The sequence below is a fragment of the Klenkia sp. AC732 genome (genome assembly GCF_979256525.1).
On the sequence record NZ_CEEDOS010000011.1, the window covers coordinates 1 to 21100 of the forward strand.

The 21100-nt window shown below is 73.9% G+C and carries 25 protein-coding genes and 1 pseudogene; 11 read left to right on the top strand and 15 right to left on the bottom strand.

Features of this window, described 5'->3' with window-relative positions; translation table 11 throughout:
- Together AC0IVP_RS06895 and AC0IVP_RS06900 are read left to right on the top strand one after the other, a co-directional pair.
- Positions 1–732 (top strand): annotated as a pseudogene (locus AC0IVP_RS06895) (hypothetical protein); the annotation flags it as partial.
- On the top strand, positions 729–1307 hold the full coding sequence (locus tag AC0IVP_RS06900; protein WP_056297146.1) for a hypothetical protein: 579 nt from the start codon (positions 729–731) through the stop codon (positions 1305–1307). The pseudogene AC0IVP_RS06895 and the gene AC0IVP_RS06900, both read left to right, overlap by 4 nt.
- 5 nt (positions 1308–1312) lie before the next feature.
- Here the strand turns inward: AC0IVP_RS06900 and rdgB are convergent, their stop codons facing one another.
- Positions 1313–1918 carry an RdgB/HAM1 family non-canonical purine NTP pyrophosphatase gene (gene rdgB / locus AC0IVP_RS06905; RefSeq protein ID WP_471755464.1) on the bottom strand — a complete coding sequence of 202 codons (606 nt, stop codon included), beginning with the start codon at positions 1916–1918 and terminating at the stop codon, positions 1313–1315.
- Positions 1915–2679, bottom strand: coding sequence for a ribonuclease PH (gene rph / locus AC0IVP_RS06910; RefSeq protein ID WP_082557015.1), 765 nt, complete (start codon positions 2677–2679; stop codon positions 1915–1917). The genes rdgB and rph overlap by 4 nt, the downstream gene beginning before the upstream one ends.
- Positions 2680–2839: 160 nt before the next feature.
- On the opposite strand from rph, the gene AC0IVP_RS06915 reads away from it, so the two are divergent.
- The 4 genes from AC0IVP_RS06915 to gndA all read left to right on the top strand — a co-directional run bounded on the left by AC0IVP_RS06915 (position 2840) and on the right by gndA (position 6002).
- Positions 2840–3511 (top strand): DUF4337 family protein, encoded by a 672-nt coding sequence (locus AC0IVP_RS06915; RefSeq protein ID WP_471755466.1) that lies wholly within the window; start codon positions 2840–2842, stop codon positions 3509–3511.
- 56 nt (positions 3512–3567) lie between these two features.
- Positions 3568–3972, top strand: coding sequence for a YjbQ family protein (locus tag AC0IVP_RS06920; protein ID WP_056297134.1), 405 nt, complete (start codon positions 3568–3570; stop codon positions 3970–3972).
- 38 nt (positions 3973–4010) lie between these two features.
- Complete coding sequence (gene bcp / locus AC0IVP_RS06925; protein ID WP_471755468.1) at positions 4011–4502, top strand: thioredoxin-dependent thiol peroxidase; 492 nt, start codon at positions 4011–4013, stop codon at positions 4500–4502.
- A gap of 63 nt (positions 4503–4565) precedes the next feature.
- Positions 4566–6002 (top strand): NADP-dependent phosphogluconate dehydrogenase, encoded by a 1437-nt coding sequence (gene gndA, locus AC0IVP_RS06930; RefSeq protein ID WP_471755470.1) that lies wholly within the window; start codon positions 4566–4568, stop codon positions 6000–6002.
- 57 nt (positions 6003–6059) lie between these two features.
- Here gndA and AC0IVP_RS06935 read toward each other — a convergent pair whose 3' ends face one another.
- From AC0IVP_RS06935 to AC0IVP_RS06965, 7 genes are all read right to left on the bottom strand, one after another.
- Positions 6060–7025, bottom strand: a complete 966-nt coding sequence (locus tag AC0IVP_RS06935; protein ID WP_471755472.1) for a DNA polymerase domain-containing protein — start codon at positions 7023–7025, stop codon at positions 6060–6062.
- Positions 7026–7034: 9 nt separating this feature from the next.
- On the bottom strand, positions 7035–7775 hold the full coding sequence (locus tag AC0IVP_RS06940) for an MBL fold metallo-hydrolase (protein WP_056297125.1): 741 nt from the start codon (positions 7773–7775) through the stop codon (positions 7035–7037).
- Complete coding sequence (gene murI / locus AC0IVP_RS06945; protein ID WP_056297122.1) at positions 7772–8581, bottom strand: glutamate racemase; 810 nt, start codon at positions 8579–8581, stop codon at positions 7772–7774. The genes AC0IVP_RS06940 and murI overlap by 4 nt, the downstream gene beginning before the upstream one ends.
- Positions 8582–8594: 13 nt before the next feature.
- Entirely contained in the window at positions 8595–9281 is a 687-nt protein-coding gene (locus AC0IVP_RS06950; protein ID WP_471755474.1) for an HAD-IA family hydrolase, read from the bottom strand.
- A complete protein-coding gene (locus AC0IVP_RS06955; protein WP_056297120.1) occupies positions 9272–10222 on the bottom strand; it encodes a PLP-dependent cysteine synthase family protein in 951 nt (316 codons plus the stop codon). Before AC0IVP_RS06955 ends, AC0IVP_RS06950 begins: the two co-directional genes overlap by 10 nt.
- Before the next feature lie 25 nt (positions 10223–10247).
- On the bottom strand, positions 10248–10523 hold the full coding sequence (locus AC0IVP_RS06960; protein WP_471755476.1) for a MoaD/ThiS family protein: 276 nt from the start codon (positions 10521–10523) through the stop codon (positions 10248–10250).
- A 158-nt stretch (positions 10524–10681) separates the two neighbouring features.
- On the bottom strand, positions 10682–11155 hold the full coding sequence (locus AC0IVP_RS06965) for a M67 family metallopeptidase (protein ID WP_056297112.1): 474 nt from the start codon (positions 11153–11155) through the stop codon (positions 10682–10684).
- 103 nt (positions 11156–11258) lie between these two features.
- Between AC0IVP_RS06965 and AC0IVP_RS06970 the strand changes: the two genes are divergently transcribed.
- Positions 11259–11612 carry a hypothetical protein gene (locus tag AC0IVP_RS06970; RefSeq protein ID WP_056297108.1) on the top strand — a complete coding sequence of 118 codons (354 nt, stop codon included), beginning with the start codon at positions 11259–11261 and terminating at the stop codon, positions 11610–11612.
- Here AC0IVP_RS06970 and AC0IVP_RS06975 read toward each other — a convergent pair.
- Both AC0IVP_RS06975 and clpS read right to left on the bottom strand, forming a co-directional pair.
- Positions 11554–12048, bottom strand: a complete 495-nt coding sequence (locus tag AC0IVP_RS06975) for a DUF2017 family protein (RefSeq protein WP_056297105.1) — start codon at positions 12046–12048, stop codon at positions 11554–11556. The genes AC0IVP_RS06970 and AC0IVP_RS06975 overlap by 59 nt on opposite strands.
- Complete coding sequence (gene clpS, locus AC0IVP_RS06980; RefSeq protein ID WP_056297102.1) at positions 12045–12374, bottom strand: ATP-dependent Clp protease adapter ClpS; 330 nt, start codon at positions 12372–12374, stop codon at positions 12045–12047. The genes AC0IVP_RS06975 and clpS overlap by 4 nt, the downstream gene beginning before the upstream one ends.
- Before the next feature lie 36 nt (positions 12375–12410).
- Between clpS and AC0IVP_RS06985 the strand changes: the two genes are divergently transcribed.
- Together AC0IVP_RS06985 and AC0IVP_RS06990 are read left to right on the top strand one after the other, a co-directional pair.
- Positions 12411–13694, top strand: coding sequence for a nicotinate phosphoribosyltransferase (locus AC0IVP_RS06985; protein WP_056297099.1), 1284 nt, complete (start codon positions 12411–12413; stop codon positions 13692–13694).
- Between the two features lie 34 nt (positions 13695–13728).
- Complete coding sequence (locus AC0IVP_RS06990; RefSeq protein ID WP_471755478.1) at positions 13729–14307, top strand: isochorismatase family protein; 579 nt, start codon at positions 13729–13731, stop codon at positions 14305–14307.
- A 9-nt stretch (positions 14308–14316) separates the two neighbouring features.
- Here AC0IVP_RS06990 and serB read toward each other — a convergent pair whose 3' ends face one another.
- Positions 14317–15603: a phosphoserine phosphatase SerB gene (gene serB / locus AC0IVP_RS06995; RefSeq protein ID WP_471755480.1), complete on the bottom strand. Its 1287-nt coding sequence runs from the start codon at positions 15601–15603 to the stop codon at positions 14317–14319.
- 113 nt (positions 15604–15716) lie between these two features.
- The gene (gene ctaD, locus AC0IVP_RS07000; RefSeq protein ID WP_056297093.1) at positions 15717–17468 is read right to left on the bottom strand and encodes an aa3-type cytochrome oxidase subunit I; all 1752 of its coding nucleotides are present in this window, start codon (positions 17466–17468) and stop codon (positions 15717–15719) included.
- A gap of 306 nt (positions 17469–17774) precedes the next feature.
- Between ctaD and AC0IVP_RS07005 the strand changes: the two genes are divergently transcribed.
- Positions 17775–18044: a GlsB/YeaQ/YmgE family stress response membrane protein gene (locus AC0IVP_RS07005; protein WP_056297089.1), complete on the top strand. Its 270-nt coding sequence runs from the start codon at positions 17775–17777 to the stop codon at positions 18042–18044.
- 83 nt (positions 18045–18127) lie between these two features.
- Here AC0IVP_RS07005 and AC0IVP_RS07010 read toward each other — a convergent pair whose 3' ends face one another.
- Positions 18128–18976, bottom strand: a complete 849-nt coding sequence (locus AC0IVP_RS07010) for a putative RNA methyltransferase (protein ID WP_471755482.1) — start codon at positions 18974–18976, stop codon at positions 18128–18130.
- Entirely contained in the window at positions 18973–19482 is a 510-nt protein-coding gene (locus tag AC0IVP_RS07015) for a metallophosphoesterase family protein (protein WP_056298139.1), read from the bottom strand. Before AC0IVP_RS07015 ends, AC0IVP_RS07010 begins: the two co-directional genes overlap by 4 nt.
- 88 nt (positions 19483–19570) lie before the next feature.
- Here AC0IVP_RS07015 and AC0IVP_RS07020 point away from each other — a divergent pair, with 88 nt between their 5' ends.
- On the top strand, positions 19571–21085 hold the full coding sequence (locus AC0IVP_RS07020; RefSeq protein WP_056297083.1) for an MFS transporter: 1515 nt from the start codon (positions 19571–19573) through the stop codon (positions 21083–21085).
- Positions 21086–21100: the final 15 nt, after the last annotated feature.

The window sequence follows — 21100 nt, forward strand, 5'->3', positions numbered from 1 at the left end:
GAGCCCTCCCCTGCCCCCGAGGCCGACCCGACGCCGCTCCCGGCTGCGCCGGTGCCGCCGGTGGTCCGCCGCACCGTCGTGCCGATGCCCCCGCTGGACCTCGACGACCTGGCCCAGCTCCGGGCCGAGCTCGACGTCCTCGACGAGCACGACATGATCAGCGAGCTGTCCAGCGTGCCCCAGCGGCGCGGGTCGCACCGGGCGCGCAGCTACGACGTCGAGACCGGTGGAGGCCTGCCCGAGCCGGCCCGGCCCGACCCGGCGGACCTCGCCCGCCGGCTGGTCGAGCAGATCGGCGTCGACGGCCTGGGCCCCGACGGCCGGGGCGCGCACTCCCTGGGCGGTCGACCGCCGGTGCCGCCGTTCCCCGCCGGTCGTGGCCTGCCCCCGGTCCCGGGCCCGCGCGCTCTCCCCGCCGTCCCGGTGGTGGCCTCCGACACCCGGCCCCCGGTGCGGGCCCTGCCCCCGGTGCCGCCGGTCCCGGTCCGGCCCGCGGCCGAGCCGGTCCGTCGCGAGGGCCCGCTGCCGACCCTGGCCCCGCGTCCTGACCCGGTCACCCCGATCACCGCGCCCCGTCCGGTGCCACCGCCCGCACCGCGCTCCGCCGGCGCGGTCTCGCGGGTCGGCACGCTCCGTCCGGTGCCGGCGCCGGCAGCTGCGCGGACCGGGGCACCACCCCGGGTCGCCGGTCCGGCGTCGGGCCTGCTGTCCTGGCTCGGCGACCCCTCGTGAGCACGGCGTCGACCAGCCTGGACCGCGCCCGCCCGCCCACCGCGACGGCCACGGCCGCGCCGCCCGCCGCGGTGCGCAGTCCGATCCGGATCCCGATGGGCCCGGTGCTGCTGGCCTGCCTGGCGCTGGTGGTGGTGGAGCTCGTGGCGGCCCTGCTGACCATGACGCCGCTGCACACCGCACTGCTGGGTGCCTGCCTGACGGTGGTCGTCGTCTTCGGCGCCGTCTTCGCCTTCGGCGCCATCACCATCGCCGGGTTCGCCGCCGGCGCGGGTGCCGCGGGAGTCGTCGTCCTCGAGCCGCGGCACCTCGTGCTGACCCTGGTCGCGATGGCGGTGATCGCCGTGGTGTGCGGCCTGGCCCCGGGCTGGGCCCGGGTCGAGGCGTGGCAGGCGGCCCGCTCGGCCGGCGCCCCGCTGACCGGTGACGGCGTCCGCACGAGCCGGCTCCCCGGCCGGCTCGCGGTGCTGTGGCGCACCGACCGGGTCGTCGCCGCCTTCCTGGTGCTCTCCTTCCCGCCGGTCTTCGTGACCGGGGCGGTCGCCTTCATCACCTGGACGGCGACCCGCGGCTGACCCGCTCAGCTGCCGAGCAGCTCCCCGAGCACCGGCACCAGCGCCGCGAAGGCCTGCCCGCGGTGGCTGATCGCGTCCTTGTCGGCCGGGGACAGCTGCGCCGACGTCACCTGCAGGCCCTCGGGGACGAACACCGGGTCGTAGCCGAAGCCGTTGGTGCCCCGCGGCTCCCGGACGACGACCCCGCGCCACTCCCGGCGCAGCACCCGCTCGGTGCCGTCGGGGGTGACCACCGCGGCGGCGCAGACGAACGCCGCGCCCCGCCGCTCGTCGGGCACGTCGGCGAGCTGGCCCAGCAGCAGCGCGGTGTTGGCCGGGTCGTCCCCGTGCCGGCCCGACCAGCGGGCGGACAGGATGCCCGGCATCCCGTTCAGCGCGTCCACGGTGATGCCGGAGTCGTCGGCGACGGCCGGCAGACCGCTGTACCGGACGGCCTCGCGGGCCTTGAGCAGCGCGTTGTCCTCGAAGGTGGCGCCGTCCTCGGGGGCCTCCGGGTACTCCTCGACGTCGCGCAGCCCGAGCACCTGGACCCCGGGGACGGCGGTGGCCAGCAGCCGCTGCAGCTCGGCGAGCTTGCCGGCGTTGCGCGTGGCCAGCAGCAGCCGGCTCACCGGGAGACCGTGGCCTGCAGGGCCTGCTCCTGCAGGCGGGTGAGGTCGGCGCACCCGGCGACGGCGAGGTCCAGCAGCTGGTCCAGCGTCGCCCGGTCGAACACCGCGCCCTCGGCGGTGCCCTGCACCTCGACGAAGCCGCCGTCCCCGGTGCACACGACGTTCATGTCGGTCCCGGCGCGCACGTCCTCCTCGTAGGCCAGGTCCAGCCGAGGCTGGCCGTCGATGACGCCGACGCTCACCGCGGCCACCGACTGGACCAGGGGCGCCTTCTTCGCGAGCTTCTTGCGCTCCCCCAGGTACGCCACCGCGTCGGCCAGTGCCACGTAGGCCCCGGTGATGGCCGCGGTGCGGGTGCCGCCGTCGGCCTGCAGCACGTCGCAGTCCAGCGCGATCGAGTTCTCCCCCAGTGCGGACAGGTCGATGGAGGCCCGCAGCGAGCGGCCGATCAGCCGGCTGATCTCGTGCGTGCGGCCCCCGACCTTGCCCTTGACCGACTCGCGGTCGCTGCGGGTGTGGGTGGCGCGCGGGAGCATCGAGTACTCGGCGGTCACCCAGCCCAGGCCCGAGCCGCGGCGCCAGCGGGGCACGCCCTCGGTGACGCTGGCCGCGCACAGCACCCGGGTCCGGCCGAACTCGACGAGCACGGACCCCTCGGCGTGGTCCAGCCAGCCCCGGGTGATCGTCACCGGGCGCAGCTCGTCGGCACGGCGGCCGTCGGCACGGGTTCCTGCAGGTCGGGCGCTCTCGGGGAGGGTCACGTGGGACGAGGGTAGTGGGGTGGGGCGGGTGCGACGACGCCGTCGGCGCGACCGGGCGGCGCGCGGTGCACGGCACCCTCGTCGACGGTCGTCGACACCTACTGTCCGCGCTGGTCGACCCGCTGGTCAGGCCGCAGACGACAGACGAGGACCACGCCCGATGTCCCAGCACGCCGCCTCCACCGACGACGTGACCCCCGCTGCCGGGCCCGCCGAGACCCGCGAGGAGAAGCGCAGCCGCTTCCTCGAGCTCGGCGCCGCCCTGGTGCTGGGCCTCTCGGCGACGGCCACCGCCTTCGCCGCCTACCAGAGCGGCGTCCTGGGCGGCGACGCCATCGCCGGCTACTCCGAGGCCAACAACCTCACCAGCCAGGCCGCCGACGTCTACGGCGACGCGAACGGGCAGTTCAACTACGACCGCGGGCTGTTCCTCACCTACGCCGGCTACCTGGTCACCGGGGACGCCGACACCGCCGACGTCTTCCGCGACCAGTTCATGAGCGAGAACCTGCAGACGACGATCGACTGGTACGACCAGACCGGCGACGAGGTGACCGACCCCTTCGACACCGACGCCGGGTCGCCCTACGCGCTGGAGGAGTACGCCCAGGGCAACGAGCTCACCGAGCAGTCCGACTCCGTCTTCGCCCAGGCCCGGGCCAACGACGAGCAGGGCGGCCAGTTCGACGTCGCCACCGTGCTGCTGGCGCTGTCGCTGTTCTTCGCCGGCATCGCCTCGGTGTTCCGGTCCTTCGTGCCGCAGGCCGTGATGCTCGGCGTCGGCACCCTGGGGTTCCTCGCCGGCCTGGTGCAGCTGCTCGTCGCGCTCTGAGCGGTCGCGCCTGCGGCCGGGCTGCGCGAGCGGCCCGGCCACCGCACCATCGGGGCATGCGATCGGAACTGCGCCAGGTGCGCACCGGCGGCGTGCCCAGCGTCGTGGACCTGACCGACGAGTGCGCGGAGTTCGTCCGCGGCGAGGGCGACGGCCTGCTGCAGGTCTTCGTCCCGCACGCCACCGCCGGGATCGCCGTCATCGAGACCGGCGCCGGCAGCGACGACGACCTGCTGGCGCAGCTGGACGTGCTGCTGCCCACCGACGACCGGTGGCGGCACCGGCACGGCTCCCCCGGGCACGGCAGGGACCACGTGCTGCCGGCGTTCGTGCCCCCGCACGCCACCATCCCGGTGCTCGAGGGCCGGATGGCGCTGGGCACCTGGCAGCGGGTCTGCTTCGTCGACACCAACGGCGACAACCCGACCCGGCACGTCCGCTTCAGCTTCCTGGCCGGCTGAGCCGGCCACCCCGCGCCGGGGTCTGCCACCATGCACCCGTGACCGACAGCGACACCGCCACCCCGACCCGGCTCTCCCCCGGCGACCAGGCCCCTGACTTCACGTTGCCCGACGCCGACGGCAACCCGGTCTCGCTGGCCGACCGCCGTGGCCGCCGCGTGGTCGTCTACTGCTACCCGGCCGCGCTCACCCCGGGCTGCACCGCGCAGGCCGTCGACTTCACCTCGGCGGCCGGCGAGTTCGCCGAGGCCGGGCTGGACATCATCGGCATCTCCCCCGACGCCCCGGAGAAGCTGGCCCGGTTCCGGGAGCAGGAGTCGCTGTCGATCACCCTGGTCTCCGACCCGGAGAAGGAGGTCATGAAGGCCTACGGCGCCTTCGGGCCCAAGAAGCTGTACGGCAAGGAGGTCGTCGGGGTGATCCGCTCGACGTTCGTCATCGACGCCGACGGCCGGGTCGAGAAGGCCGGGTACAACGTGAAGGCCACCGGCCACGTCGCCAAGCTCCGGCGGGACCTCGGTCTGGACTGACGTCCCGTGCGGGGAGTCCCTCAACACGTGTAGCCCACCACCCGGTCGGGCACGACCGGGTGCATGAGCGAACAGATCGGCGTCACCGGGCTCGCGACCATGGGTGCCAACCTCGCCCGCAACCTGGCCCGGCACGGGCACCACGTGGTGGTGCACAACCGCACGAAGGCCAAGACCGACGCACTGATGAGCGCGCACGCCGAGGACGGCGACCTGGTCCCCGTCGAGTCCCTCGAGGACCTGGTCGCCGCCCTGGAGCGGCCCCGCAAGGTGATCGTGATGGTCGCTGCGGGCGACCCCACCGACGCCGTCATCGAGGCGATCGCACCGCTGCTGGACGAGGGAGACGTGCTGGTGGACGGCGGCAACGCCCGCTACACCGACACGATCCGGCGCACCGCCGAGCTCGGTGAGCGGGGCCTGCACTTCGTCGGCGCCGGGATCTCCGGCGGCGAGGAGGGCGCGCTGAACGGGCCGAGCATCATGCCCGGCGGCTCGGCGGAGGCCTACGCGGTCATCGGCCCGCTGCTGGAGGACATCTCCGCCCACGTCGACGGCGAGCCCTGCTGCACCCACGTGGGCACCGACGGCGCCGGGCACTTCGTCAAGATGGTGCACAACGGCATCGAGTACGCCGACATGCAGCTCATCGCCGAGGCCTACGACCTGCTGCGCCAGGGCCTGGGGATGACGCCGGCCGAGATCGGGGACGTGTTCGCCACCTGGAACGAGGGCGACCTGCGGTCCTACCTGATCGAGATCACCGCCGAGGTGCTGCGGCACACCGACGCGAAGACCGGCAAGCCCTTCGTCGACGTCGTGCTGGACGAGGCGGAGCAGAAGGGCACGGGCCGCTGGACCGTGCAGTCCGCACTGGACCTGGGCACCCCGGTCTCCGGCATCGCCGAGGCCGTCTTCGCCCGTGCGCTGTCCGGCCACGTCGACCAGCGCGCCGCCGCCCAGGAGGTGCTCCCGGGCCCCGGCCGCGACTGGGACGACCAGGTCGCCGACCGGGAGGCGTTCACCGAGAGCGTCCGCCAGGCGCTCTACGCGGCCAAGGTGGTCGCCTACTCCCAGGGCTTCGACCAGATCGCGAGGGGCGCAGAGGAGCACGGCTGGGACGTCGACCGTGGCGCCCTCGCCGCGATCTGGCGGGACGGCTGCATCATCCGGGCCGCGTTCCTGGACCGGGTCCGCCAGGTCTTCAGCGATGAGCCCGACCTGACCACGTTGCTGACCAACGAGTACTTCCGGGACGCCGTCGCCGACGCCCAGGAGGGCTGGCGCCAGGCGGTCGCCGGCGCCGCCCGGCACGGCGTGCCCGCCCCCGGGTTCGCCAGCGCGCTGGCCTACTACGACGGGCTGCGCGCGGAGCGCTCCCCCGCCGCCCTCATCCAGGGCCTGCGCGACCGGTTCGGCTCGCACACCTACAAGCGCGTCGACGCCGACGGCTCCTTCCACACGATGTGGTCCGAGGACCGCCGCGAGGTCGAGGCCTGACCCGCACCGAGTGACAGCCGAGGGGGCGCGCCGCACGTGGGCGCGCCCCCTCAGCCGTCACTCGGCGGCGCGGGCGGCGGCCTTGCGGCGCTTGCCCTCGTGCATGGCGGCGACCCGGGCGACCGGGATGGTGTGGCCCTCGGCGACGACATCGGCATCCAGCAGCTGGGGTGCGGGCAGTGCGTCGGCCCACGGGTCGCCGGCGATCCGGGCGGCCGCGTCGGTGACGGTGGTGCCGCGCGGGTCGGCGGCGTCCAGGTCCTCCCAGGAGACCGGCGCGGACACCGGCAGGCCGGGGCGGGCGCGCGGGGAGTAGGCGACGGCGATGGTGCCGCGGCCCGAACGGGTCGAGTCCACGAACACCCGGCCACCGCGCTCGGCGACGACGTAGGCCGTGGTGGCCACCCCGGGGTCCAGGGCAGCGGTGCGGGCGGCCAGTGCGCGGGTGGCCGCGGCGACGTCCTCGTGCGAGGACCCGCGCACCGGGACGACGAGGTGCAGCCCGCGCGAGCCGGTGGTCTTGACGGCCGCGGTCAGTCCGGCGTCGGCCAGCGCCTGCCGCGCCAGCCGGGCGGTGGCGACGACGGCGCTGAAGGGCCCGTCGTCGGGCGGGTCGAGGTCCAGCACCAGGCCGGTGGGCTCACCGAACCCCTCGGCGGTCGACCAGGTGGAGAAGGGGACGTGCAGTTCGACGGCCCGCTGGTTGGCCAGCCACAGCAGCGTGCGCCGGTCCTCGACCAGCACCTGGTGCACCTCGCGCTTGGCCCGGTCGGACCAGGTGGCCGCGGTCCGCACCCAGTCCGGGGCACCCTTGGGCACGTCGCGCTGCACGAAGGCCGCGGCTCCCGGGCGGATCCGCACCGCGGTCAGCGGGCGCCCGGCCAGCAGCGGCACCAGCCGGTCGGCGAAGGCGTCGTAGTGCTCCAGCAGCGCCCGCTTGGTCACCCCGAGCCCGTCACCCAGTTCGTCGTCCAGGCTGGAGAACGAGACGCCGTCCCGTTCCTCCTTCTCTGCTGCTGCCACCGGGCCTCCTCAGACCTCGTAGACCCCGAGCGGGACGACGAGTTCGGTCTCGCCGAACACCTCGGACGCTGCTGCCAGCTGGGCGGACCGGTCCACCCACGGCGGCACGTGGGTCAGCAGCAACCGGCCCACCCCGGCGTCCCGGGCGTGCTCGCCGGCCTCGCGGCCGGTCAGGTGCAGGTCCGGGGGCAGCCCGGGCACGTCGGGGTGCGCCGCCTCGGCCAGCAGGACGTCGGCCCCCCGGGCCAGCGCGACCACGGCCGGGCTGACGCCGGTGTCGCCGGTGTAGACCAGCGACCGCCCGCCGGCGGTGAGCCGCACGGCGTGGCACTCCACCGGGTGGGCGGTGCGCGCGGTGGAGACCTGGAAGGGCCCCAGCTGCCACTCCCCCGGCCCGATGGCGAACACGTCGAACACGTCGTCGACCGGGCCGTCGGCGGCGTCGTAGGCCAGCCGCAGCCGACGGTCCGCGCCCACGGGGGCGTACAGCGGCACCCGGTCGCGGGTGGAGCGCCCCGAGTACCGCTTCCAGACGACGAAGGGCGCGACGTCCAGGCAGTGGTCGGCGTGCAGGTGGGAGAGGAACACGGCGTCGACCGCGTCCGGGTCGACCACCCGCTGCAGCGCCCCGAAGGCCCCGTTGCCCAGGTCCAGCAGCAGCCGGTAGCCCTCGTGCTCGACGAGGTAGCAGGAGGCCGGGGAGTCCGGGCCGGGTGCCGAGCCCGAGCAGCCGACGACGGTGAGCCTCACGCTGCCTGCACCTGGTCGATCTCCGGGCCCAGGAACCGCCGGCCGAGGCGGGCGAAGGGCTCGGGGTCACCGGTGGCCAGGAAGGCGTGCCGCGGGGGCCCGGCGGACTCCGGGCGCAGCAGGTCGGCGGTGGTGAGCACCCGGTAGACGTCCTTGGCGGTCTCCTCCGCGCTGGACACCAGGGTCACGCCGTCGCCCAGGACGAGGGAGAGGACCCCGGTGAGCAGCGGGTAGTGCGTGCAGCCCAGCACGACCGTGTCGACGTCGGCGGCCAGCAGCGGGTCCAGGTAGGACTGGGCCAGCCCCAGCAGCTGGCGCCCGCTGGTCACCCCGCGCTCGACGAAGTCCACGAAGCTGGGGCAGGCGGCGCTGGTGACGGTGACCTGCGGGGCGGCGGCGAAGGCGTCGGGGTAGGCGCCGGAGGTGATGGTCGCGGTGGTGCCGATGACCCCGACCCGCCCGCTGCGGGTGGCGGCGGTGGCCCGCCGCACGGCCGGCAGCACGACCTCCACGACCGGGACGTCGTACCGCTCGCGGGCGTCGCGAAGGCACGCGGCGCTGGCCGAGTTGCACGCCACCACCAGCATCTTGACCCCGGCCTCGACCAGGTCGTCCATGACGGCCAGGGAGTGCGCGCGGACCTCGGCGATCGGCAGCGGACCGTAGGGGCCGTTGCGGGTGTCCCCGACGTAGCGGACGGACTCGTGCGGCAGTTGGTCCAGCACGGCCCGCACGACGGTGAGACCACCCACCCCGGAGTCGAACACCCCGATCGGTGCGTCCGCAGCGCTCTCCGGGTTCCCCATCTCGGGCCCCAGGCTAGCGGTCTGCAGGGCCCCGCAGCACGGTGGCGGCCGGCAGCAGCAGCCCGTCGCCGGCCCACCGGGCCCCGGCCAGGTCACGCACCACGAGGTCGGCGGGGGTGGCCAGGGCCTCCTCGCCGATGCCCAGCACCCGGCAGCCCGCGGCCAGTCCGGCGGCGATGCCGCTGGGGCTGTCCTCGAGCACCAGGGCCCGGGCCGGCTCGACTCCGAGCCCGCGCGCAGCGGCCAGGTAGCCGGCCGGGTCGGGCTTGCCGGCGGTGACGTCCTCGGCGGCGACGAAGACCTCGGGCACCGGGATGCCGGCGCTGCGCAGCCGGGCGGTCGCCAGGGCGCGGGTGCCGGAGGTGACCACGGCCCAGCTCCCCACCGGCAGCATGGCCAGCAACGCCGGGACGCCGGCCATGGCGGCGACGACCTCGGCGTCCTCCAGCTCGAAGGCGTCGATCAGCGCGGTCGCAGCCGCCCGCTGCTCCTCGGCCACGAGCAGCGCGACCGTGTCCGCGGCCCGGCGGCCGTGCACGATCGACAGCGCGGCCTCGGGCTCCAGGTCGTGCGCGAGGGCCCACCGGCTCCAGGCGCTCTCCACGGCGGCGAGGCTGTCGACCAGCACGCCGTCGTTGTCGAAGAGGAGCCCGGCGGCGGGGACGTGCAGGTCGGGGGCGAGCTCGTCGTTCAGGCCCACAGCTGGCCCTCCAGGGCGGCGGTGGCCTCGTCCAGGGTGCCGCCGTAGGCGCCGGTGGACAGGTACTTCCACCCGCCGTCGCAGACGATGAAGCAGATGTCGGCCTTGCGCCCGGCCGCCACCTCCTTGTCCGCGATGCCCAGCGCGGCGTGCAGGATCGCCCCGGTCGAGATGCCGGCGAAGACGCCCTCGCGCTCGACGAGCTGGCGGGTGCGGTGCACGGCGTCGTCGGGGCCCACGGAGAACCGGCTGTCGAGCAGGTCGGCGTCGTAGAGCTCGGGGATGAACCCCTCGTCGATGTTGCGCAGGCCGTAGACCAGCTCGCCGTAGCGCGGCTCGGCGGCGATCACCTGCACACCGGGCTTGTGCTCACGCAGGTACCGGGAGACCCCCATGAGCGTGCCGGTGGTGCCCAGGCCGGCGACGAAGTGGGTGATCGAGGGCAGGTCGGCCAGGATCTCCGGGCCGGTGCCGGTGTAGTGCGCCTCGGCGTTGGCCGGGTTGCCGTACTGGTAGAGCATCACCCAGTCCGGGTTCTCCGCCGCGAGCGCCTTGGCCTGCCGGACGGCCTCGTTGCTGCCGCCGGCGGCCGGTGATCCGATGATCTGCGCGCCGTACATCTCCAGCAGCTGCCGCCGCTCCACCGAGGTGTTCTCGGGCATGACGCAGATGAGCCGGTAGCCGCGCTGGCGGGCGACCATGGCCAGCGAGATGCCGGTGTTGCCGCTGGTCGGCTCCAGGATGGTCGCTCCGGGCCGCAGCCGCCCCTCCTTCTCCGCCGCCTCGATCATCGCGATGGCGGCCCGGTCCTTGATCGACCCGGTCGGGTTGCGGTCCTCGAGCTTGGCCCACAGCCGGACGTCGGCGGTGGGCGAGAGGGACGGCAGCCCGACCAGCGGGGTGCCGCCGAGGGAGTCGACGAGCGAGGCGAAACGGGCCACGGGGGCAGCTCCTGTGGGGTCGGGGTCAGCCGCCGGCGACCGCGGGCAGGATGGTGACGGAGTCGCCGTCCTTGACCGGGGTGTCCAGCGAGCCGGTGAAGCGGACGTCCTCGTCGTTGACGTAGACGTTGACGAAGCGGTGCAGCTTGCCCTCGTCGGTGACCAGGCGGCTCTTGATGCCCGGGTGCTGGCCCTCGATGTCGTCGACCAGCGCGCCCAGGGTCTCCCCGGCGCCGGAGACGGTCTTGTTGCCGCCGGTGTGGGTGCGCAGGATGGTGGGGATCCGGACCTCGATGGCCATGACGTACCTCTTCTGATCAGTGGGGTGTGCCCCGCGCAGCACGCAGCGAGGTCGGGCGCTACCAGGTGGAACGTCCTGGACAGGACTCTGATTCCACCGGCCCCCTCGCAGGGCCCCGCGGCGCGCGGAGCACGTCGCGGGGGCGAGGGGGTCCTTCTTCAGTCGTAGACGACCGTGGTGGGCGAGTGCCCGAAGAGGTAGGACTCGACGACCTCGACGTCCTCCTCGGTGACCACGCCGTCGACGATCCGGAAGCTCCGGAACTCGACGTCGTCACCGGCCAGGCCGGTCTGCGCACCGTGCTCGCGGGTGGACACGAGCACGTAGTGCGCGAACGGCTCGGAGGCGTAGCTGACGTCGGTGCGCGAGGGGTGGGCCTCGGTCGCGGTGTGCGAGTGGTAGACGACGACGGGGACCTCGTCGCGGTCGTCCATCTCCCGGTAGAGCCTGAGCAGGTCGGCGCTGTCGAACTCGTAGAACGTGGGCGACCGGGCGGCGTTGAGCATCGGGATGAACCGCTCCGGCCGGTCGCTGCCCTCGGGGCCGGCGACGACGCCGCACGCCTCGTCGGGGTGGTCGGCCCGGGCGTGCGCGACGATCGCGTCGCGGGTCGCCCGGTCGATGCGCAGCACGGAGGCCAGTCTAGGCCTCGCCCGGCCCCTCCCCGCCCCCGGGGATGCCGGCCCGGGGTCCGCGCTCCGCCGGACCGGTACGGTGCCGACTCGTGGAGCACCGTTGCTGATCGAGGTCCTGATGGTGGTCGGCGTGCTGGTGGTCGCCGTCCCGGCCCTCGTGCTGGGGGTCCGCCGGCTGTCCCGGCGGGGCGCCCGGACGCTGAAGCCCACCGGCGCGGACCGCACGGAGTACGTGATCGTCGTCGTCGGCCGGGTGCTCGGGCTGTTGCTGGTGCTGGCCCTGAGCGCGGTGGTCCTGCTGGCCTCGATCGGCGGGCTGGTGAAGGGCCTGACCGTGCCGAACCTGGTCTACGTGTTCTTCGTGCTGGACCTGCTGCTGGCCTCGCTGGTCGTGCTCACCTCCGGCGGCCCCCGGCGACCAGCGCGTCGACGAGGGACCCCTGCACGGCGGTGAGCCAGCCGTAGACGGCGTGCTGCTGGGCCTCCTCCCCCTCGGGGTCGGTGGGCGGCTCGGTGTCTGCGGTGATGCCCAGCCGGGTGCCCAGGGCCAGCCGCAGGTCGTTCGTGGTCCGCAGCCAGGCGCGGGCCTGGTCCTCGTCGAGCCGGACCTCCCCGCCCCCCTCGGGCGTGCTGGCCCGCACGACCGCGAGGTCGTCGGCCTTCCCCTCGCGCAGCGAGGCCTCGGTGAGGTCCCGGTAGTCCCGGGCGATCTCGGTGTCCGAGGCGTGCCCGGGCGGCAGCAGCCGGTCCAGCACCGGGTCCCCGCCGGCGTCGTCGCCGTCCAGGGACAGCAGCTGCTCCAGCTGGTCGACCAGCAGCCCCAGCACCCGCACCTCGGCGTCGACCAGCCCGCCGACGACGACGTCGCCGCGGCGGCGGAAGGGCTTCACGCGTCCCTCTGGTAGCTGGCCCACAGGCCGTAGGCGTGCAGCCGGCTGGTGTCGTGCTCCATCCGCTCCCGCGGGCCCGAGCTCACGATCGCCCTGCCCTCGTGGTGCACCTGCAGCATGAGCGTCGTGGCGGTGGGCTCGTCGTAGCCGAAGAGCTCCTGCAGCACGAACGTCACGTAGGTCATCAGGTTCACCGGGTCGTCCCACACGACGGTGACCCACGGCCGGTCGAGCTCGAACTCCTCGCCGGTGGTCGTGTCGGGGGTGACCTCGGGCGTCACCGTCCGCTCGGGGGCTGTGCGCTCAGGCGCGAGGGGTCCGGCCACGGCACCACTCTAGGTCGCCCCCTACGCTCCAGCTCCATGCCGCTGGGGTCCGCTCTGCTCACCGACCGGTACGAACTGACGATGCTGGCTGCCGCCCTGGCCGACGGCACCGCCGACCGGGACTGCGTCTTCGAGGTCTTCGGACGGCGGTTGCCGCACGGCCGCCGCTACGGCGTCGTGGCCGGCACCGGCCGGCTGCTGGAGCACCTGGTCGACTTCCGGTTCGGCGACGACGAGCTGGCCGCGGTCCGCGAGCAGGGCCTCACCGACCCTGCGCTGCTGGACTGGCTGGCCGACTTCTCCTTCACCGGCGACGTCGAGGGCTACGCCGAGGGCGAGCTGTACTTCCCCGGCTCCCCGGTGCTCACCGTGCGGGCGCCGTTCGGGCAGGCCGTGCTGCTGGAGACCCTGGCTCTCTCGATCCTCAACCACGACTCCGCGATCGCCTCGGCCGCCGCCCGGATGGTCGGCGCCGCCGGCGGTCGGCCGTGCATCGAGATGGGCTCCCGGCGCACCCACGAGGAGGCCGCCGTCGCCTCCGCCCGCGCCGCATGGCTGGTCGGGTTCGCCTCCACGTCCAACCTCGCCGCAGGCGCCCGGTACGGCGTCCCCACCGCGGGCACCAGCGCGCACGCGTTCACCCTGCTCCACGACGACGAGGCCGCCGCCTTCCGCGCGCAGGTCGCGGCCCTGGGCACCGGGACCACGCTGCTCGTCGACACCTACGACACGATGCAGGGCATCGCGACGGCGATCGAGGTCGCCGGCACCGAGCTCGGTGCGGTGCGCCTGGACTCCGGAGACCTGGGCCTGCTGGCCACCCAGGCGCGCGAGCTGCTGGACTCCCTGGGCGCCACCGGCACCCGGGTGACCGTCACCAGCGACCTGGACGAGTACGCCATCGCCGCGCTGGCCGCCGCCCCCGTCGACGGCTACGGCGTGGGCACCTCGCTGGTCACCGGCTCCGGCGCCCCCACCGTCGGGATGGTCTACAAGCTCGTCGAGCGCGACGGCGTCCCGGTGGCCAAGAACAGCGAGGGCAAGCGGTCGGTCGGCGGCCGCAAGACCGCCGTCCGTCGGCACGACGCGTCGGGCACCGCGACCGCGGAGGTCGTCGTCCCCGGGGACGTCGAGGGCCGGGACGGCGACCGGGCGCTGACCGTGCCACTGGTGCGCGGCGGGGAGCTGGTGTCCACCGACACCCCGGCGCAGGCACTGCGGGCCGCCCGCGCCCACCACGAGCAGGTCCGCACGGCGCTGCCACCCGAGGCGTGGTCCTTGTCCCGCGGGGAGCCCGCCATCGACACCGTCACCGCCTGAGCGGGGGCCCCGGGGGCGCGGCAGGATGGTCGGCATGACCCGTGCGCTGATCGTCGTGGACGTGCAGAACGACTTCTGCGAGGGCGGCAGCCTGGCCGTCGCCGGCGGGGCGGCCGTGGCTGCGGCCGTCACCGAGCACGCCGGGCAGGGCCTGGAGCGCGGCGAGTACGCCCACGTCGTCGCCACCCGGGACCACCACGTCGACCCGGGCGGGCACTTCTCCGACGCCCCGGACTTCGTGGAGACCTGGCCGCGGCACTGCGTGGTCGGCACCGACGGCGTCGACCTGCACCCGGCCCTGGACCGGGGCCTGCTGCGCGCGGTCTTCGACAAGGGCGAGCACGCCGCGGCCTACTCCGGCTTCGAGGGCAGCAGCGAGGGCACCGGGCTGGCTGACTGGCTGCGCTCCCACGGTGTCGACGACGTCGACGTGGTCGGCATCGCGACCGACCACTGCGTGCGGGCGACCGCGCTGGACGCCGTCGGGGCCGGCTTCACCACCCGGGTGCTGCTGCCCCTGACGGTCGGGGTGGCCGAGGGCACGACGGCCGCGGCCCTGGAGCAGCTGCGCACCGCGGGCGTGCAGCTGTCCGGGGAGCCCCAGCGCTTCTAGACCCCCGGGTCACACCGCGTCGAGGACCTCGTCGCGGGTGAAGCCCAGCACCTGCAGCACCGCGTCCAGGTAGGGCTGGTTCAGCGCCGTGTGCGCCTGCTCCCGCACGAAGGGCTTGGCGTTGAACGCGATGCCCAGCCCTGCAGCGGCCAGCATGTCCAGGTCGTTGGCGCCGTCTCCGACCGCGACGGTCTGGTCCAGCGGGACGCCGAACTCGGCGGCGAACCGGGCCAGGGCCCGGGCCTTGCCGGGCCGGTCGACGATCTCCCCGACCAGACCACCGGTCAGCACGCCGTCGGCGACCTCGAGGGTGTTGGCGGCGGCGAAGTCCAGGCCCAGCGAGGCTGCCAGCGGGTCGGTGATCTGGGTGAAGCCGCCGGAGACGATGCCGCAGCGGAAACCCAGCCGCTGCAGGGTGCGGATCAGGGTGCGCGCCCCCGGGGTCAGCACGAGGTGCTCGCGGACCTCGTCCAGGACGCTGACCGGCAGCCCGGCCAGCGCGGCCACCCGGGCCCGGAGGGACTGCTCGAAGTCCAGTTCACCGTTCATCGCGGCGGCGGTGATCCGGCCGACCTCCGCAGCCCGCCCCGCCCGCGCCGCCAGCTCGTCGATGACCTCACCGCGCACCAGCGTCGAGTCCACGTCGAGCACGATCAACCGCTTGTTGCGCCGGGCCAGGCCCACCTGCTCGACGGCGACGTCGGCACCGGTGGCCGCCGCGACCGCGCCCAGGGCGGCCCGCAGCGGGGCGGCCTCGGCGCCGGAGACGGTCAGCTCGAAGCTGGTGACGGGGTAGTCCGAGAGGCGGCGGATCGCGTCGATGTTGCCGCCGACGTCGGCGATGGCGCGGGCGGCGCCACCGACCGCCTCCGGGGGCACCGGACGGCCCAGCACGATCACGTGGTGCCTGCGGACGCCGTCGGCGACCAGCCCCGTCGCCCCGGCCGCGGGCTCCACGAGCACCTGCACCCCGGCCTCGTCACCGACCCGGGCGGCGACCGGACGCAGGCGCGCGACCAGCGCGGCGTCGTCGTCGGCACCGTGCTCCTGCACCACCACGCCGAGCACCAGCTGGCCGTGCACCACGACCTGCTCCACGTCGACGACCTCCAGCGCCGGCAGGACGGCCAGGGCGGCGAAGAGCCGGGCGGTCACCCCCGGCCGGTCGGCACCGGTCACGGTCAGCAGCGCGCCGGCGTGCGGGACGTCGACCACCGGATCCGCGGTGCCCTCGGTGTTCGGGGCCGGGGTGGTCGGGGCCGGGGTGGTCGGGACGTCCTGCTCGGGGCCGGTCACGGCGGTCATCGTGCCCGACGTGGGACTGCGGTCCTGCACACACTCCCGCGGACGCGCGAACGCCCCGCGGGCCGGTGGCCTGCGGGGCGTTCGTGGTGACGTGCGCTACCGACTCAGAACGGGTCGGGGTCGTTGGCGCCCTGACGGGCACCGGTGCCGTCCACCAGCTCGCTGGCGTACGGGCCGTGCTTCTTGCCGGCGTGCGCCTCGGCCTCCATGCGCTCCCGCAGGTGCGGGTAGTGCAGCTCGAACGCGGGGCGCTCGGAGCGGATGCGCGGGATCTCCAGGAAGTTGTGCCGCGGCGGCGGGGACGACGTCGCCCACTCCAGGGAGTTGCCGTGGCCCCAGGGGTCGTCGCGCAGTGCGAGCTGCCCGTACTTCCAGGACTTCACGACGTTGTAGAGGAACGGCAGCGTCGAGGCGCCCAGCACGAAGGACCCGATCGTGGAGATCGTGTTCAGCGTGGTGAAGCCGTCGGTGGGCAGGTAGTCGGCGTAGCGACGCGGCATGCCCTCGTTGCCCAGCCAGTGCTGCACCAGGAACGTGGCGTGAAAGCCGATGAACGTCAGCCAGAAGTGCACCTTGCCCAGCCGCTCGTCCATCATCCGGCCACACATCTTGGGGAACCAGAAGTAGATGCCGGCGTAGGCGGCGAAGACCACGGTCCCGAAGACCACGTAGTGGAAGTGCGCCACGACGAAGTAGGTGTCCGAGACGTGCCAGTCCACCGGCGGGGAGGCCAGCAGCACGCCGGTCAGACCGCCGAGGAGGAAGGTCACCAGGAAGCCGATGGAGAACAGCATCGGCGTCTCGAAGGTCAGCTGCCCCCGCCACATCGTGCCGATCCAGTTGAAGAACTTGATGCCGGTGGGCACGGCGATGACGTAGGACAGGAAGCTGAAGAACGGCAGCAACACCGCACCGGTGGCGAACATGTGGTGTGCCCACACGGTCAGCGACAGGGCGCCGATGGCGATGATCGCGAAGATCATGCCCTTGTAGCCGAACAGCGGCTTGCGGCTGAACACCGGGATGATCTCGGAGATGATCCCGAAGAACGGCAACGCGATGATGTAGACCTCGGGGTGCCCGAAGAACCAGAAGAGGTGCTGCCACAGCATCGGCCCGCCGTTGGCGGCGGAGAAGACCAGCGCACCCAGGTGGCGATCGGCCAGCAGCGCCATCAGGGCCGCGGTCAGGATCGGGAAGGCCAGCAGGATCAGGACGCTGGTGACCAAGGCGGCCCACACGAAGATGGGCATCCGGAACATGGTCATGCCCGGGGCCCGCAGGCAGACGATCGTGGCGATGAAGTTGACGCCACCGAGGATCGTGCCCAGGCCGGACACGGCCAGGCCGGCGATCCACAGGTCCCCACCGGCACCCGGGGAGTTCGTCACGTCCGAGAGGGGGCTGTAGGCGAACCAGCCGAAGTCGGCCGCACCACCGGGGGTAAAGAACCCGGAGATCATGATCAGCCCACCGAACAGGAACAGCCAGTAGCTGAAGGCGTTCAGGCGCGGGAAGGCGACGTCGGGGGCGCCGATCTGCAGCGGCAGGATCAGGTTCGCGAACGCGAAGAACAGCGGCGTCGCGAAGAAGAGCAGCATCACCGTGCCGTGCATGGTGAACAGCTGGTTGTACTGCTCGTTCGACAGGTACTGGAGGCCAGGCCGCGCCAGCTCGCCGCGCATGAGCATGGCCATGAGGCCACCGATCATGAACCAGCTGAACGACGTGGCCATGTACATCAGGCCGATGGTCTTGTGGTCCGTGGTCCGCAGCAGCATCGAGAGCCGCGAACCCTTCTCGGCCACGTGAGCCGGGCTGGGCCGGCTCACGATCGGAGCGGGGGCGATCGTCACGTCCCGGAGCTTAGACGGTGTGCACGCCCGCTGTGCGTGGGATGGGTGACGCCGCTCCGGCGGGGTCCGAGAGGCGTGCCACCCCCACCCTCGAGCGTGTCCCAGGTCTCCTCGGGGCGGGCCACTGACCTGCGGGAACGGGTCGGAAGGGGTGCTTCCGCAGGCGGGCGTCCACTCCCCCGTCGGGACCAGATCGTGACCCGCGGACGGTTTGGGGCCGCTCAGGCAGGGCACATGATCATCTGCGTTGGAGAGACCGACGCACCGACGGCGCCCCGGCGCCGTCACACCCTTGGAGGTCCCCCCGTGATCTGGAACATCATCGTCTTGATCGTCATCGGCCTCGTGGCCGGTTTCATCGCCCGGGCCGTCATCCCCGGCAAGCAGGACCTCTCGATCGTCGCCACGATCGTGCTGGGCATCATCGGCTCCCTGGTCGGCAACCTGCTGGGCAGCCTCATCAGCGGCAACGGCTTCGAGCTGGGCACCGCCGGCTGGATCGGCTCCATCGTCGGCGCGATCATCGTGCTGGGCGTCTACGTGGCCGTCAGCGGCCGCAAGTCCGTCCGACGCTGACCCCGGCGGTCCCACAGACCGCGTAGGACCTCCGACGAGGGCCCGGCCACCAGGCCGGGCCCTCGTCTGCGTCTGCGGCCCGCTCAGCTCCCTGCGGCGTGGGTCGAGACGTCGACGGCCACGGTGACCCCCACCCGGGCCGGCAGCGCGGCCACGGCGGCGTCCAGGGCCCCCGGCGCCAGGTGCCGCGCGTGCGGGCCCATCCCCACCAGCGTCCGCACCGCGCCGTGGTCGAGCTCGAGCACCTCGCGGTGCCCACCCGTCGCGACCGGGTGCAGGTGCGGTTCCAGCGAGGCGGCCAGCCGCGCGGCCTTGTCCGGGTCCACCGAGAGCAGGCCCAGCGGGCCGACCAGCTCCCCCAGGTGGTCCGCCGCCGGGGTCACCACCACCAGCCGCCCGCCCGGTGCCAGCACCCGCGCGGTCTCCGCGCCGTTGCGCGGGGCGAAGACCACCAGCACCCGGTCGATCGAGGCCGGACGCACCGGCCAGGCCGACCAGCTGTCCGAGACCACCGCCATCGCCCGGGGGTGCGCCCGGGCGGCCCGGCGGGCCGCGTACCGGGAGGCGTCCAGGACCACCCCGACGGCGGCGGGAGCTCGGTCGAGCACGCCGGCCAGGTGGTCCCCGGTACCCCCACCCAGGTCCAGCAGCGTGCCGGGCTCCCCCTCGGCCAGCACCGCGTCGGCCAGCGCCGACGTCACCCCGGCGTAGTGGCCGGCGGCCAGGAAGCCGGCCCGGTCGGCGACCATCGCCGCCGAGTCGCCTCCGTGCCGGGACCCCGAGGGCGGCAGCAGGGTGACGTGGCCCTGGCGGGCCCGATCGAACGCGTGCCCGGCTGCGCAGCGCAGCGACTCCCCCGCCACCGTGAACCCCTCGCCGCAGACCGGGCAGGCGAGCAGCGCGACCGCGGCGGGCGGCAGGGGCGGGCTCACGTGCGCGGGGGCAGCCGGTGCAGCACGACGTCGCGCAGCACGCCGGCATCGGCGACCGCGGTCAGGTAGGTGCAGTGCGGCTGGCGCCGGCGGTCGGTCGGCGAGCCCGGGTTGAGCAGCCGCAGTCCGGTGGCGGTCGTGGTGTCCCAGGGGATGTGGCTGTGGCCGAACACCAGCACGTCGGTGTCCGGGTAGCCCACCGAGCAGCGTGCCTCGCGGCCCTTCGCGTCCCCGGTCTCGTGCACCACGGCCAGGCGGACGCCCTCGATCTCGACCCGGGCCACCTCGGGCAGCCGCTCGCGCAGCGGGCCGTGGTCGTTGTTGCCGTGGACGCCGACCAACCGGTGCGCCCGGCGCTCCAGCTCGTCGAGCAGGGCCACGTCGACCCAGTCGCCGGCGTGGACGACGACATCGGTGGCATCGATCTCACGCCAGAGGGAATGCGGCAGGTCCCTCGCCCGCTTGGGCAGGTGCGTGTCGGCGATCACCGTCAGACGTGCAGGCACGCCACCATCGTCGCAGCTCTCCCCCCACCACCCGGCCGACGTCGTCCGCACCGTGGCTCCCCGCTCCCCGCACCCCTCGAGGAACCCCGTGACCGACCCCGCCCGCGACCGGCCCACCGCCGCGTCCGCCGACCACCCCTACCCGCAGCGCTGGCTGGCCCTGGCCGTCATCGCCGTGACCGTGCTGATGATCGTGCTGGACGCGACCATCGTGAACATCGCGCTGCCCGCCGTCTCGGTGGACCTCGACATCAGCGAGGCCAACCAGCAGTGGATCGTCACCGCCTACACGCTGACCTTCGGTGGCTTCCTGCTGCTGGGCGGGCGCATCGCCGACTTCTGGGGCCGCAAGCGCACCTACCTGGTGGGTGCCGTCGGCTTCGCGCTGGCCTCCGCACTGGGGGGTCTGGCCACCAACGAGGCGCTGCTGTTCGCCGCCCGCGCCCTGCAGGGCACCTTCGGCGCCCTGCTGGGCCCCGCCTCGCTCGCGCTGATCACCGTGCTGTTCACCGATGCTGCCGAGCGGGCCAAGGCCTTCGCGGTCTACGGCGCGATCGCCGGTGGCGGCTCCGCCGTGGGCCTGCTGCTGGGCGGCGTGCTCACCGAGTACGCCGACTGGCGCTGGTGCTTCTGGGTCAACGTGCCGATCGCGGTGCTGGCGGTCGTCGCGGCCTGGCGCATCGTGCCCGAGAGCAAGGCCTCCGGTGAGACGAAGTACGACGTCCCGGGTGCCGTGCTGATCACCGTCGGCCTCGCGTCGCTGGTCTACGGGTTCACCAAGGTCGCCGAGGCGGCCCAGGCCGGCGACGGCAGCAGCCCGTGGGCGAACGGCCCGGCGCTGACCTTCATCCTGCTGGGCGTCGCGCTGATCGTGGCCTTCGTCGTCGTGGAGTTCCGGGTGCGCAACCCGTTGCTGCCGATGCGGCTGGTGCTGGACCGCAACCGCGGTGGCGCCTACCTGACCGCCACCCTGGTGGGGGCCGGGCTGATCGGCTCGTTCTTCTTCCTGAGCCTGTACTTCCAGCAGGTGCTGGGCTACACCCCGGTCAGCGCGGGCTTCGCCTCGCTGCCGGTGACCGCCGGCGTCCTGGTGGCGGCCGGGGCGGCCAGCCAGCTGGTGCCCCGGATCGGCCCCAAGCCGCTGATGGTCGCCGGTGGGCTCTTCGCCGCGGGCGGGTTGTTCACCCTGTCCTTCCTCGGCCTGGACACCCCGTTCTGGCAGGTCGCCCTGCCGGGCCAGCTGCTGCTGGGCCTGGGACTGGGCTTCACCTTCGTGCCGCTGTCCAACCTGGCGCTCGTGGGTGTCGGCGAGCACGACGCCGGCGCGGCCAGCGCGGTCCTGCAGGCCGTCCAGCAGGTCGGTGCCTCCATCGGGACGGCGCTGCTGGCGACCTTCTCGGTCACCGCCATCACCAACTCCCTCGCCGACCGCCCGGCGACCGAGCAGGACCCGGTGGCCCCGCTCGTCGCCCAGGTCGAGGGCTACACGACGGCCTTCACCTGGGGTGCCGGGCTGCTGCTGGTGGCCGCGATCGCCTCGGCCGTGCTCATCCAGGCCAGCAAGGACGACCTGCCGGCCGAGATGGCCGTGCACGCCGGCTGACCGGACACACAGACG